Annotated in this window: 13 protein-coding genes; 10 read left to right on the forward strand and 3 right to left on the reverse strand. The window is 43.5% G+C overall.

What is annotated here, in order from left to right; genetic code table 11:
- The 6 genes from NB504_RS09665 to NB504_RS09690 all read left to right on the forward strand — a co-directional run.
- A partial coding sequence (locus tag NB504_RS09665) for a type VI secretion system Vgr family protein (RefSeq protein WP_258428746.1) occupies positions 1–1,536 on the forward strand: 1,536 nt, incomplete at its 5' end.
- A complete protein-coding gene (locus NB504_RS09670) occupies positions 1,512–2,333 on the forward strand; it encodes a DUF4123 domain-containing protein (RefSeq protein WP_405054807.1) in 822 nt (273 codons plus the stop codon). The genes NB504_RS09665 and NB504_RS09670, both read left to right, overlap by 25 nt.
- On the forward strand, positions 2,330–4,471 hold the full coding sequence (locus NB504_RS09675; RefSeq protein ID WP_258428749.1) for a DUF2235 domain-containing protein: 2,142 nt from the start codon (positions 2,330–2,332) through the stop codon (positions 4,469–4,471). The genes NB504_RS09670 and NB504_RS09675 overlap by 4 nt, the downstream gene beginning before the upstream one ends.
- Before the next feature lies 1 nt (position 4,472).
- Complete coding sequence (locus NB504_RS09680) at positions 4,473–5,207, forward strand: DUF2931 family protein (RefSeq protein ID WP_258428750.1); 735 nt, start codon at positions 4,473–4,475, stop codon at positions 5,205–5,207.
- 22 nt (positions 5,208–5,229) lie between these two features.
- Positions 5,230–5,973, forward strand: coding sequence for a DUF2931 family protein (locus NB504_RS09685; RefSeq protein WP_258428751.1), 744 nt, complete (start codon positions 5,230–5,232; stop codon positions 5,971–5,973).
- Positions 5,974–6,036: 63 nt separating this feature from the next.
- Positions 6,037–6,432, forward strand: a complete 396-nt coding sequence (locus tag NB504_RS09690) for an MAPEG family protein (protein WP_088729354.1) — start codon at positions 6,037–6,039, stop codon at positions 6,430–6,432.
- Positions 6,433–6,437: 5 nt separating this feature from the next.
- On the opposite strand, the gene NB504_RS09695 is transcribed toward NB504_RS09690, so the two are convergent.
- Complete coding sequence (locus tag NB504_RS09695) at positions 6,438–7,067, reverse strand: START domain-containing protein (protein WP_258428844.1); 630 nt, start codon at positions 7,065–7,067, stop codon at positions 6,438–6,440.
- Positions 7,068–7,242: 175 nt separating this feature from the next.
- Between NB504_RS09695 and NB504_RS09700 the strand changes: the two genes are divergently transcribed.
- Positions 7,243–7,992, forward strand: a complete 750-nt coding sequence (locus tag NB504_RS09700) for an ABC transporter substrate-binding protein (protein WP_194574759.1) — start codon at positions 7,243–7,245, stop codon at positions 7,990–7,992.
- Positions 7,993–8,050: 58 nt separating this feature from the next.
- Here the strand turns inward: NB504_RS09700 and NB504_RS09705 are convergent, their stop codons facing one another.
- Entirely contained in the window at positions 8,051–9,007 is a 957-nt protein-coding gene (locus NB504_RS09705) for an AEC family transporter (protein WP_258428757.1), read from the reverse strand.
- Between the two features lie 126 nt (positions 9,008–9,133).
- Here NB504_RS09705 and NB504_RS09710 point away from each other — a divergent pair, with 126 nt between their 5' ends.
- The 3 genes from NB504_RS09710 (at position 9,134) to NB504_RS09720 (ending at position 12,329) form a co-directional block, all read left to right on the forward strand.
- The gene (locus NB504_RS09710; RefSeq protein WP_019283475.1) at positions 9,134–9,742 is read left to right on the forward strand and encodes a TetR/AcrR family transcriptional regulator; all 609 of its coding nucleotides are present in this window, start codon (positions 9,134–9,136) and stop codon (positions 9,740–9,742) included.
- 148 nt (positions 9,743–9,890) lie between these two features.
- Positions 9,891–10,748, forward strand: a complete 858-nt coding sequence (locus NB504_RS09715; protein ID WP_258428759.1) for an alpha/beta fold hydrolase — start codon at positions 9,891–9,893, stop codon at positions 10,746–10,748.
- A 195-nt stretch (positions 10,749–10,943) separates the two neighbouring features.
- On the forward strand, positions 10,944–12,329 hold the full coding sequence (locus tag NB504_RS09720; protein WP_017043564.1) for a DASS family sodium-coupled anion symporter: 1,386 nt from the start codon (positions 10,944–10,946) through the stop codon (positions 12,327–12,329).
- 64 nt (positions 12,330–12,393) lie between these two features.
- Here NB504_RS09720 and NB504_RS09725 read toward each other — a convergent pair whose 3' ends face one another.
- Entirely contained in the window at positions 12,394–13,017 is a 624-nt protein-coding gene (locus NB504_RS09725; RefSeq protein ID WP_026027524.1) for a DUF2057 family protein, read from the reverse strand.
- Positions 13,018–13,402: the final 385 nt, after the last annotated feature.

Raw genomic sequence — 13,402 nt, forward strand, 5'->3', positions numbered from 1 at the left:
GGCTTGGTGTATCACTTCATTCATGAAGAGGGGAAACACACCCTCTTTTTCAGTGACGACAGCCAAAGCCTGATAAAGCGAGAAACGCCTATCCCTTACAACGTCCTTGCGGGTGGCGTGATGGAGAGCCCTTATGTGTCGCAATTAACGCAACACAGCCAAACCGAAGTGAGCCACAGCGCGCTGCAAGATTACAGCTTTAAAAAACCGAGCTACTCGTTTGCTCAGCAAGCGCAAGGGCGCGAGATGGATTACCAGCAAGCGACCTACGAGCACTTTGATGCACCGGGTCGCTTTAAAGACGACATCAGCGGCAAAGCCTTTAATCAAATTCGCTTAGAGTACTTACGACGAGAAGCGCGTACCGCGAGCGGAAAAAGTAACCATCCTGGCCTGCAAGCGGGCACAAAATTTGACTTACAAGAGCATCTTGACGACAGCATGAACCGCGATTGGGTTGTAGTGCAAGTGCATCATCAAGGGCGTCAGCCACAAGCTTTGGAAGAAGAGGGCGGCAGTGGCGCGACCACGTACAGCAACCAATTCACGCTCATTCCTGCCGATGTCACGTGGCGTGCGACACCGCAAGCCAAACCTCAAGTGGATGGCCCTTGCATGGCGTTAGTCGTGGGCCCTGACGGCGAAGAAATCTTCTGCGACGAACATGGCCGCGTCAAATTGCATTTCCCGTGGGACAGATATTCCAACGGCGATGAACACAGCTCATGCTGGGTGCGCGTCTCACAAGGTTGGGCTGGCAGCCAATATGGCATGATAGCCATTCCGCGCATTGGTCATGAAGTCATCGTCTCGTATCTCAACGGCGACCCAGACCAACCGATAGTGACAGGCCGTACCTACCATGCCACCAACAAAGCGCCCTACACACTACCGGATAACAAAACCAAAACCGTGCTGCGCAGTGAAACGCACCAAGGAGAAGGGTTTAACGAGCTGAGTTTTGAAGACCAAGCAGCGCAAGAGAAAATCTACCTACACGCGCAAAAAGACTTAGACGCCTTGGTGCTCAATGACGCTACGGCGCACATCAAACACGACCAGCACCTCACGGTGGATAACGACCAGTTCACGCACGTTAAACATAACCACCACCTCACGGTGGAGGGCGAAAGCCGCGAATCGGTTAAGGGTAGCTGTATATTAATGGTCGATGGTTCTTTGCACGTAAAATCAGGGCAAGTTTGGACTAATGAAAGTGGAGATGAAATCCACATCAAAGCTGGACAAAAAGTGGTGATCGAAGCAGGGTCAGAAATTACCGTGACAGCCGGCGGCAGTTTTGTCAAAGTCGATCCTGCTGGTGTCCATCTTTCTGGGGCGGGCGTTAATTTAAACTCAGGCGGAAGTGCGGGCAGTGGCAGTGGTTTTAGTGGTGATTTACCGTTATTACCTGGTGAGCTTGAACTGCAAAAATCCCCCGCTCCACCTCAAACCATTCTTTACCAAGCGCTATTGCAAGCTGAAGAAGCACGAGTGCCAGCCGTAAAAGTATGCCCATTAGCCGGGGATGCCTAATGTTGAAATCGTGGTTTGAAGCACAGTCAGAGCATCAATATTGGTTGGTTGATCATAAACTTCACAAGCTTGCTTTAGCGCAAAATGGTGGTTTTGGATTTGAGGAAGCCGTGCCTTTATTTTATGGCTCCATGTTTGACTCAGTTATGCCGCTATCACCGTGGCTAATTCCTGTCACTGATATTGTGTTGGAGTTGCCAGAATCGCTCCTTGCTCAGGGACTAGTGTTGTCAAGCCTGGTAAGCACACAAGAAGTTTTGGGTCATCTGCGGAGCTTATTAGTTGCCGCATTAGATGGCGAAGAAGTGGTATTTCGCTTTTATGATCGTGATGTGATTGTTCCCATACTACGAGCGATGGATGAAGCCGAGGTGAATCACTTTTTAGGCAACATCAACCAATTGGTGGCGATTGATCACCATGAAGAAGACGCTCTCATTACCTTCAGTAATACCTCATGCAGTGAATTTGTGCTTCGTCACGGGACTTGGTGGAAGATGTTACCTCACCACCTAGCGCCTTTGTACAACGTAAATGTTCATGCAAATTCTTTAGAAAGACGTTGGTGGGAGCTACTGCCGCATCTTTTACAACGCCTAGAATCACCGCAGCAGACGATACTATCAGCCTTGCAATCAGCATTAGAAAAGCAAAATAGCTATGAGGTCGCAGAGCAGCATGCGTTAGTTGCGCTCGTCACTGCAACCGATACCGCGCTTGATGATTTATCCCATCCTTTACATTTAACATCGGATGAACTGAAAGAGTTAAAGGCCATTAAGGAGAGCTGGCAATGAGAAGTACAACAGGAGTTAGCCCTTTTTGTGCGCCGTGTGAAAATCGAACGCATTGGATTGAAATTATCATCCGTGATGAGTTCAATAAGCCATTTGAAGGCATCACTGGTTCTATCACTGACTCTGCAAAGCATGAATTTCCCGTCGTATTAGGTGAAGCGCCTATCTTGCTTAAAACACTTGCCCCCGGCCCAGTGACGCTAACTCTCGATGCTGATCAATGGCTAAGAGAGGCTCAAGGTAAGCGGCGAAAACCCAATAATGAAGCTGACCCCACTTTAGATTTTGCCAAGCAATACCAAGACCATTTAGGTAATAGTGCTAGTTTTCTAAACGTAACCAGTGGCGATCTAACCGAATTAGCGCCTGAATATGCTTTGCCAGTAAGACACCAAAAAGGTCAAGCGGATGCTTGTAAATTACTGACAGATAAAAGTTATGTTCTTAAAGTGAGAGGATTTAACTTTATTACTTTGCGGATAGGGATGTTTTTTGATGGCACAGCCAATAATAGCTACAGTGCGCAGTGGGGGAAAACTCAGTTAGAAAATTACTATCAAACATGGAAAATGAAATACAAGGTTGATTGCGACATTATTTCCAGAAAAACAGGGCGGCTTAAAAACGACATTCCTGCTACTCACTTATCGAGCGAGTGTTTTGATTATCCTAAAAAAGACAATTTCTTTATCTCTTTATTTAAAAATGATGAAGGCGAAGTAGAGACAGTGGCAGGCAGCGCCACTAATGAGCTAACCAATGTACAGAAGTTGTTTGATCGTTATATTCTAAGCGATGATATCCGAGAAGGAGGAATATACACTGATGCTGTGTATATAACTGGTATAGGTACTGGAAATGATACCAATATTGCACCAGCAGATGAATCTGAAATTTTTGGGCAAGGTGCAGGGATAGGTCAATATGGTGTGACGGCAAAAGTGAGCTCAAGTATAGATCAGCTTACTGGCAATCTTGATGCCTTGAAGGCTAAGTTTGCTAGTGCTCAGCCAAATACAGTCGATGGTCTTGACAAGCTGCAGTTCGATGTGTTCGGTTTTAGCCGTGGAGCCGCCGCTGCAAGGCATTTTATTAATGTGGTACTAGATGGCGAGCAGGGCGAGTTTGCTCAAGCGTTTAGTAAGGCGTGCCAAAAGAGAGGCATTTCCTTGGCGTATGGGTTTGATTGGAGTGAAGCAGATGAGGCTAAAGCCAGCTGTGAGATTACTTTCGCTGGCCTGTTTGATACCGTTGCTTCTGTGGTTGACCTACTCTCTTTTGATTTTTCAACTCATCATGACAACGGTGATGTAAGGTTATGGCTTGATCCTCAGCGCGTTCGGCGTGCTGTTCACTTAACCGCCGATCCTACCATTGAGTGCCGCTATAACTTCAGCCTTAACCATCTTAACTCTGTTGATTCGGTAGATCATTTTCATGAATTTGTCCTTCCAGGAGCCCATTCCGATATTGGTGGCGGTTACCATTCACGCCTAAGCTACAACAACAGTGATTATCTCTTGCCGATCCTAGAGAAGAAGTTGGTGAAGCGTGCGAGCCGCTCTTTCTCTGACCGCTGGGATAAGGATCTCGCCGAGCAATACGTGAGAAAAAAACTGGCTGAGTATAAGCAACGTGATTTAGCCACTGGCTGGCAGGAAAGTGACTATGTAGAGCCAGAAGTTGAGTTTATTAATCATGGTAAAAAAGAGGGCGGAAGAGTGGTTGGTCGCCTTTATATACAGCGTAGGGTGGAAGGAGAGCTCTCCCGTTTATACCTCAGATTGATGTATGGTTTAGCTGAGTTTCATGGTGTTCCTCTTGAGGATTATGATGGCAAGATTTGGCATGTTCCGGATCCTTATGCGGTTTATTACACAGTAAGAGATTTTCCAGAGCGAACCATAAATGGTTTAGCCGCCAGCTTTAAGGCTTTCAATCAAAAAGTACTGGATATGGCAAAGCAAGGACAGTATGCCAAGTTAGAGAGTGAGTTTGATGAAAAACGTAAACAAGAGTTGATGCAGTTAAACGTATTTCACCACTCGTCAGATGATAGTTTTGCACTTAAACCGCTTTGGGATGAAAGTAAAGGTTGCTATAAGCGCGCCAGCTACCCATGCGAAAAAGGAAAGTAGAATGTATTTGAAAAGTATGTCTGTTTTGCTAATTACGGCATTGTTGAATGCTTGCTCATCGTATGCTGGGTCGATACCGGAGACGCCATGGAGTGTCAGTATCTCTATGCCCACTTTTTATCCTGTCAGTGTTACTCAAGCTTATGGGGTGAACGATGCGCAAGATTGGACATCCCCTTTACATACATTTTCTCAGTTTATGAGGATCAGTGCATTCGAGAATATCAACAAACGATTTCATGAATACGATGGCTTCGGATTACCAATCCAAGATTATGCAATGAACCAGAAAAAGCAGGTAGTACAAATTAAGCTACCACCCGATGCTCTTTACTTGTATTGGGTTTCACTTATTAATACCCAGTTTTATGTCACCAAATATACTGTATCTGAAGAAGTTAAAAGTTTGATGGCAAGAAAAAGTCTTTACCAAAATCGAGATGGTTCATTGGGTAATGTTTGTTATCGTACCGAATTCGTGTTTGGTTTACTGCCCAATGGACAAGCCAAGGTTTGGCTAAGAGGCTGTGGTGAAATCATCTATTTAGCTGAGCTGGGACCGGATAGAGTATTGGATCGTGATAGTAATGGGTTTGATGAAGAAAGATATAAACAGGGTTCTTTACTAAATGATATACAACAACGCGCAAAAGACGCAGGTGTATCAATTGACCCGATTCCTTGGGATAAAGTAAATAAGGTGTATTCAATGGAAGAGATCAAATCTCTTAATTAGACATTTTTGACCTGAAAGTAGAATGTATTTAAAAAGTGTATCTGTTTTGTTGATCACGGCATTGTTAAATGCCTGCTCATCGTATGCGGGGCCAATACCAGAGAAGGCATGGAGTGTTAGCGTCTCTATGCCCTCTTTTTACCCTGTTAAAGTGACTCAAGCTTATGGAGTAAATGAGGCGCAAAACTGGACGTCTCCTTTGCATACCTTTTCTCAGTTTATGAGAATCAGTGATCTAAAAAATGTTCAAGGTTGGTTACCTGAATATGATGGTTTTGGGTTGCCTGTTCATAGTTTTGCTATGAATACGCAGGGTGAGCAGGTTGTAAAGATTAAATTACCACCAGATAGTCTTTACTTGTACTGGGTTTCACTTATTAACACTCAGTTTTACGTGACCAAATATACTGTATCTGAAGATGTGAAAAGTTTGATGGCACAAAAAAGTCTTTACCAAAATAGAGATGGTTCATTGGGTAATGTTTGTTATCGCACCGAATTCGTGTTTGGTTTACTGCCCAATGGGCAAGCCAAAGTTTGGTTAAGAGGTTGTGGTACGACCATCTATTTAGCTGAATTGGCACCAGATAAAGTCATGGATCGCGATAGCAATGGTTTTGGTGTGGAAATGTATAAGCAGTCTGGTTCTTCATTAGAGCGTATTCACCAACGCGCAAAAGACGCAGGTGTATCAATTGACCCGATTCCTTGGGATAAAGTGGATAAGGTGTACTCGGCTCAGGAGATTAAGCCACTCCAGCACTAGAGATTGCAGTGATCTGAACGTGTTTGATGCACTACTATAGAGGCACTGCTGACTTGAAAAGGAATGACCATGGTTACTGCTCTATATGCATCGATACTTTCAGTATTATTTTTGTGGCTAGCGATTAACGTTATTAAACAGCGTCGGGCTAACCAAGTGAGATATGCCGATGGTGGAGTACCAGCACTGCAATTAGCTCGCAGCGCGCAAGGAAATGCCGCAGAATACATTCCTATTACTTTAATCCTAATGGGGTTATTGGAGTTTAATGGTGCCAGCGTATGGTGGATCCACGGGGTGGGTATTACGTTTATCGTTGGCCGAATTTTACATGCCAGAGCGATTTTAAGTGACCAACTTAAAGGGCGGATTCGTGGTATGAAGCTAACGTTCAGTGCGCTGGTTATCTTGATCGTGCTGAATATTGTTTACCTGCCTTTTGGCCAAGTATTGGGTTAAGAATGCTATTCATTCACGGCAGGGTGAAGTTTATCTTGATAGGTGGCCAATTCTCGGCGCAAGCCTTTAAATGTGGTAAAGGCACTGTCAGTGGACAGTTTGTTCACTAACCAGTTAGGTAGTGCACCTCCTGGATTAGCGAAGGCAATATAATCGATGTGAGTCATACCATTAGTCAGTTTTTGCAGCGTCCAATGTGCGTTGACTTGAGTGATACGGATGTATCCCGGTTGTTCAGGCAAGTAATTTAGGGCATCCACTATGTCTAAACTTAAACCATTAGGTAGCATCTCAAATTTTGAATAAGTCACCATATCTCTGTTTTTAGCTGGCCATGGTGCCGAGAATTGGGTGTAAACAATATTCTCGGTATCTGAAATTTTTTGCAGCACACGGCTATTACTCACGTTATCTATCCAGTTTGGTACATGTTCACTGTCATCTAATAGCTGCATAAAAGCGAAATAGCTGGTGGGTACGAACATTTGCGCCCGTATTTGGACTAAGCCATCGCTATGGTGTCGCGAGTAGATCGTAATGCCGTCTTCTGATTTTACCTGTAACCAATCGACCGAAGTCGCTGCCAAACTAGCAACATTGCTAAATAGTAGGCTTAAACCAACTATCCATTTCATCATGGTTCTTTCCTCATTGATGTTGTAGTACGTGGCCTTATTTTTGTCGTGTTGGTTACAAAAAGTGGGTTTAAGAACTGCACTAGCATAAAAACATAAATATATTATGTATACGTTTTGTTTTATTAGTTTTTGTTATGTTACTTAAAAGTTTGCTCAATGTTCAGGTACGGCAATGAAATCTTTAAGATGGTATGAGGTTTGGCTCTGTCTCATCCTATCATGGATTTCTATCCCCGCATGGGCAGCGCCATCCTCAATACACAATGGTCATATTATTCGTATTAGTGCTGGTGAATGGCCGCCGTTTATTGGTCAACACCTTGAAAATAATGGTTTTGTTGCTGAGATTATCCGTAAAGTATTTAAGGATGCCGGCTACGAAGTTGAGTTTCATTTTTTCCCATGGGCGAGAGCATACGCCGAAGCCAAAGCTGGACGTTATGATGCAACTGCTATTTGGATGTTTAACCAAGAGCGGACGGTAGATTTTTATTATAGCGAAGCGGTGAGCGATGAACGCTTCGTGTTTTTTCACCATAAAGAAACCGACTTTCACTGGGAAAGCCTCTATGATCTTAAGGGGTTACATTTAGGAGGTGGCATTGCCTACAGCTATGGTGCCGAGTTAGACAGATTGTTAGAAACGCAGCAAATAAAAATGTCTCGAGTCAATGATCCAAAACAGAACTTCGAACGGCTGGCGAAAAAGCGGATTGATCTCATGCCAGAAGAAATTCATATTGGTTATTACACTCTGGATAAATACTTACCACAATGGCGAGAAATGATCACGCACCATTCCAAACCTTTTCTCATCAATAATAACTATCTGTTGTTCCCTAAAATGGGTGAACGAAGTGAACAATTGTTGACGCTATTTAATCATGGACTGAAAGAAAGTGATGTCTCCATGATGGAATGATTCGCTCTTTTTTGAATAGCCCTTCCTTCTTACCTTTCCGCAGTAAATTAAAAGGCGGTTAGATTAAGTTCAGAGACGCGAGCAGGAAGATGCCTAGTGTACAAGTAAACAGTGAAAATACGGTCGTCAATGCAATGATGTTGGCCGCTAAGGTTGCATTTCCTCCCATTGCTCTAGCCATAACATAACTGGCCGCAGCGGTAGGGGATGCACTCATCAAAAAGACTAGCCCGAGCTCTAACCCGCGAAAGCCAAAAAGTAACGCACCCGATGTGATCAATATCGGGGCGAGAATCAGCTTATGGGCAGTGGCAAACCAAGCCGGTGATTTGTCGCTTCTGAGTGAACCTATATTGAGTGAGCCGCCAGTACACAGTAGTGCTAATGGTAGTGTCATATTGGCAAAGTATTGGCCAGCATCAGTGACCATTTTCGGGATTGGAAGAGATAAGGAATAGCATAAAACACCGAGCAGAATACCAATAATCAGTGGGTTTTTGGTGAGTGTTTTGGCAATTACTCCTGCGGCTTTGAGCCCTGAACTTTCCCCTTTTGGCGTGAGTGTTATCACCGCTTGAATATTATAAAGGATAGTGGTTGCGGCAACGTACATCGCCGCTAATGCTAGCCCAGGTTCGCCATAAGTATTTGCGACATAAGCCAAAGCGATAATAGCGGTATTCGCACGAAACCCGCCTTGGATGATCACGCCGTGATCCAGATGTTGTGGGAACGCTTTTTTGGTGAAAAAAGTCGTGAAAAGGAAAAATAGGAAATTAGCGAGTAGTCCATAGCCAATCAGTGCTGCACTGGAAGAAAAATCGTGCTGTGATTTGACTATGCTAAGAAATAGCATGGCTGGTAAGGTGACTTGGAATACGATTCGTGACGCGACATCGATGAAATTATCGTTGATAACCCCCGTTCGCTTTAGTACAACGCCCAGTACTAACATCAAACAGATAGGCCCTGTAATTGAGGCCGAAAACAAAAGTTGTTCGATAATCGTTGTCATATCAATCCATTGAAGTTGCTCATAGCGTTGCTATTCTTCCACAGTTCCTCATTTTGCAAAATCAAATTTGCAAAAAAGAACGAACGTGCTAAAAATAGCATGGTCTGAAGTGAGAGTCGGCATAATATGAGCAAAGGTAGAATTACAAGAGAAAATGTACTGAACAAAGCGTTCGAATTAGCCAGTGAAAACGGTTTGGAAAGCCTCACTATCGGTGAGTTGGCAAAACAGTGCGGTTTATCAAAAAGTGGTTTGTTTGCGCATTTTAATGCTAAAGAAAATTTGCAAATTGCAGTATTAGAGCATGCCCATTCTGTGTTTACTGAGCGTGTTATTACACCGGCTCGCCTGATTGGCGACGAGAATATCGAAGCTAAATTGCGAGTGCTGTTAGAGCACTGGTTAGGTTGGAATCATTCATTCCAAGGCAGTTGTATGTTTTTAGATGCGTGGAAAGATGCCGCAACTTGTGATTGTGCAATTCAAAAAGTACTTAAAAAAACCATCGCGACTTGGATTCATTACTTGCAAATTCAAATTCAAAAAGGGGTTGATAGTGCACAGTTTCATCCGAAATTGGATGTAAAGCAGGCTGCTTATGAGTTGTATGGACTCTATTTAAGTGCTCATTTGTTCTACTCGATCTACGGCCAAATGGAAAGTTATCAACATTTTTGGAAAGGCGTGGACGATTTAATGTCTCGATGGCGAAATATAGTGAAGCAGCAATGTTAGCTAATTCTCGCTTTTCGCAGCGAGAAGAACGAGCCTGCAACAGCGAAAATGCACTTTTATTTAACTAAATCAAATTGTTAACAAAATCAAAATTTTTTAATTAGAAATAGTACGAACGTTCTATTTTATCGAGAGGAAGGGCAACTCAGTGAGTGAAAAAATCTATTTCAGCACCTCAAACACATTCAGTGTGAAACGTACATTGGTCAATATGAGCACTCGTCTTCATCACACGCTCGCACCGTCACATGCCAAAAAAGTTGCACGAAATGTATTGTTGACTCCGGCAAGAAGTAAGCCTCAAAACCAGCCGCCAATTGGCCTGAAAACTGGCCGTGTAATGTGCATCGAAGGGGCTCTGACGACTTATCAACTCGGAAATGGTCCCATTTGGTTATTGACTCATGGTTGGTCTGGCACGGCAAGTCAGTTTTATCCACTGATGGAGCATATTGCGGCACGTGGTTATACGGCATTAGCTTATGATCACCCAGCACATGGCCAAAGCGAGGGCGCGTATGGTCACATTCCTGCGTTTGTTGGAGGGTTGGAAGCGATACTCGATAGTATTGACAATGTTGCTGGTATCGTTGGACACAGTATGGGGACGGCCGCCGCATTAGAGTGCCGACATCATAAAATTGAGCATTGTCCAATGCTATTGGTCGCGCCCGTGCTGGATTATTTGGATAACTTATTCAGCAGTGTGGCAAGGTCTGGCTATTCGATGCGCTTATTTGAGGCCGTTGTTGCGGAAGTTGCCGATCAATATCGTTATCCCATTCAATCTATCGATCCTTACCATAAGCTTGCTCAGCGTCAATCTCGCAGCGTCATTGTTCACGATGAGAATGATAAGTTCACCAAATATTCTGTGTCAAAGCGAGCGGCAGAAGAAATCGAGAAAGTGTCACTTATTACCACTCAAAACCAAGGACATGGACGAGTGATGAAAGGTGAGCAAGTTAAGTACGGATTTGATTTGTTGGCAGGAATACCATGCTAAGGTGTTCGTTTTAAGTTAATTTGAAGCCGTAATTGGATGGGTGTAATTTAACCAATAGTTTTCCATTTATTTCAAAGTGTTAAATTGTTAACCATAGTCTTGATAAGGTTAACAATTTCGCAATAATTATTATCTCCTTGTTTGAATATGTGTGATCATATTGTTGCCAGTAGGCCCTCATAAGGAAAAATAATAATGAATAGAAATGATAGTGTCCCTTTACCCTCCAACACCCGAGAATGGTTTTTTAACCGTAACAGCCTTATCATCCTAGCCGATATTGTCCTGTTTTTTGTCCTGTACAATGCCTTGCCTGTTGATTCTAATGTCGCTTTGGGCATTAGTATGCTGGCATTTATTGCTGTGCTGTGGTTAACGGAAGCTTTACATGTCACGGTCACAGCCATTCTTGTGCCTATCATGGCCATCGTTTTTGGTGTTTTTAACACCCAAACGGCGCTCAATAACTTTGCTAACTCGATTATCTTCCTATTTTTAGGTGGATTCGCATTGGCTGCTGCTATGCATCGGCAGGGTCTGGACAAAGTTATTGCCGATAAAGTTCTTATCATGGCGCGCGGAAAAATGAGCGTTGCGGTATTCATGTTGTTTGGTGTGACTGCCGCGCTTTCAATGTGGATCAGTAACACCGCCACCGCTGCGATGATGCTACCGCTTGTGCTTGGAGTGCTCAGCAAAGTGGATAAAGACCGTGGTCATTCGACCTATGTTTTTGTGCTGTTAGGTATTGCTTACAGCGCCAGTATTGGTGGTATTGCCACCATCGTAGGAAGCCCTCCTAACGCGATTGCCGCGGCTGAGGTTGGTCTTTCATTTACAGATTGGATGAAATTTGGTGCTCCAACGGCGGCGATTATGCTGCCCATTGCGATTACTATTTTATATTTCGCATTAAAACCGGATCTTAATGGAGAGTTCGAGCTCAATTATGAACCGGTTACTTGGGATAAAGGTAAAGTCGTCACGCTTGGTATTTTCGCATTAACGGTTTTTTGTTGGATATTTAGCAAGCCAGTCAATGCCATGCTGGGTGGTTTTGCGAGCTTTGATACTCTGGTTGCGCTGGGTGCGATTGTTTTGGTCAATTTTGCCCGAGTGGTGCACTGGAAAGATGTAGAAAAAACGGCAGATTGGGGAGTATTACTGCTGTTTGGTGGCGGTATTTGCTTGAGCAACGTACTTAAGCAAACGGGAACCAGCGTTTTCCTAGCCAATGAACTAAGTGCCCTGATCTCTCATTTAGGTCTGTTCTTTATTGTATTCGTGATTGCTGTTTTCGTGGTGTTCCTAACGGAATTCGCGAGTAATACAGCCAGTGCAGCGCTGCTTATTCCGGTGTTTGCCAGTGTTGCTGAAGCCTTTGGTATCTCACCCGTGATTCTATCTGTATTGATTGCTATTGCGGCTTCTTGTGCATTTATGTTGCCCGTTGCGACGCCACCCAATGCGATAGTGTTTGCCTCTGGACACATTAAGCAAAGTGAGATGATGCGAGTGGGTATGATGTTAAATATTGCTTGTATTGGCTTGTTGACCATGATTGCGATGCTGTTCTGGTAAGCTAAGCACAAACTACTTCAATACTAATGAGCTCTCAATTAAGAGAGCTCATATTGAGATGTTATTACTGTTGGTTAACGAATTCTTTAAAGCGTGCTTTCGTTTTCTCATCAGCCTTGTTGTACCAAAAATGCAGCATTTCTTCGGCGGCGTTTTGTACATTTCCTGACTGAGCTAGTTCATTTTGCAGCATAGCAACATCCGTCATTCCAATAGCCGCAATACCCCCTGCGCGATTATAGTCATTTGCTTCACGGATATAGTCACGGCCTACTTGATACCCTTCTTTAAGAAGGCGATCTTGCTTTATCTCTAGTGTTTGGCCTGCTTGGTCAATCAGTGACCATTGCATTGTTTTAATCTCTTTCTCTGCTCGATGTGCATCACGGTATTCAGGCATGGCAAAATTCAGTTTTGCATCCTTTGCGGTGAATGTGGCAATGACTGCATCGCTTTCGATAATCACGCGGTCATTCCCTTGCGTAAAATAAGGCGCGTATTTGAAGACGATTTGTTGTTCACCATCGGCCAGCTCAAGGCTTTTCGCTGAGGAAAATAGGCTGCCAGAAGTTTCGGGCTTCTGACCATTCACCGCTAATAAGTTAATGGTGTCTGGAATTTCAAGAGTGATATTAGCCAATACAGAGGCACTGAAGATCATGGTTAATGTACATAAAGCCGGTTTAATTAGGTTCATTATTTTATCCTTGCAAGCAATAGAGTAGAGGTTGCCGATAGTTGGTTGTAAAAGCAAGTTCTCAACGGCATAAGTGACTAATTTTCATTGAAATGTAACATCTTTAGTGCGAGGCATGCGTCATGCATTCGTCAATATTATCAGATCGTTAGTCACGTGATAATGTCATTCTCTTAATTTTAAATTATTCCATTTAGTCTTCTTCAAAGGCCTTAATTAGCGTAAAAAATTAAACTTACCTGCTTTGCTTTGTCAAAATTCTGAATTCCTGACTCAGAATTGCTTTTAAGATGTAACACGGTGAATCCCCATAACAATATTTTAATGATGACTCGAAAAGTATTTTTATTTTTTTGTTAAAAAAAATAAGTCGCGT

The sequence above is a fragment of the Vibrio sp. RM-69-4 genome (genome assembly GCF_024743775.1).
GTDB lineage: Bacteria > Pseudomonadota > Gammaproteobacteria > Enterobacterales > Vibrionaceae > Vibrio > Vibrio anguillarum.

Excerpts from the sequence above, each read along its gene's own strand:
- NB504_RS09670 (WP_405054807.1), top strand. The coding sequence starts at position 1,512 with ATGCCCATTAGCCGGGGATGCCTAATGTTGAAATCGTGGTTTGAAGCA.
- NB504_RS09675 (WP_258428749.1), top strand. The coding sequence starts at position 2,330 with ATGAGAAGTACAACAGGAGTTAGCCCTTTTTGTGCGCCGTGTGAAAAT.
- NB504_RS09680 (WP_258428750.1), top strand. The coding sequence starts at position 4,473 with ATGTATTTGAAAAGTATGTCTGTTTTGCTAATTACGGCATTGTTGAAT.
- NB504_RS09685 (WP_258428751.1), top strand. The coding sequence starts at position 5,230 with ATGTATTTAAAAAGTGTATCTGTTTTGTTGATCACGGCATTGTTAAAT.
- NB504_RS09690 (WP_088729354.1), top strand. The coding sequence starts at position 6,037 with ATGACCATGGTTACTGCTCTATATGCATCGATACTTTCAGTATTATTT.
- NB504_RS09695 (WP_258428844.1), bottom strand. The coding sequence starts at position 7,067 with ATGAAATGGATAGTTGGTTTAAGCCTACTATTTAGCAATGTTGCTAGT.
- NB504_RS09700 (WP_194574759.1), top strand. The coding sequence starts at position 7,243 with ATGAAATCTTTAAGATGGTATGAGGTTTGGCTCTGTCTCATCCTATCA.
- NB504_RS09705 (WP_258428757.1), bottom strand. The coding sequence starts at position 9,007 with ATGACAACGATTATCGAACAACTTTTGTTTTCGGCCTCAATTACAGGG.
- NB504_RS09710 (WP_019283475.1), top strand. The coding sequence starts at position 9,134 with ATGAGCAAAGGTAGAATTACAAGAGAAAATGTACTGAACAAAGCGTTC.
- NB504_RS09720 (WP_017043564.1), top strand. The coding sequence starts at position 10,944 with ATGAATAGAAATGATAGTGTCCCTTTACCCTCCAACACCCGAGAATGG.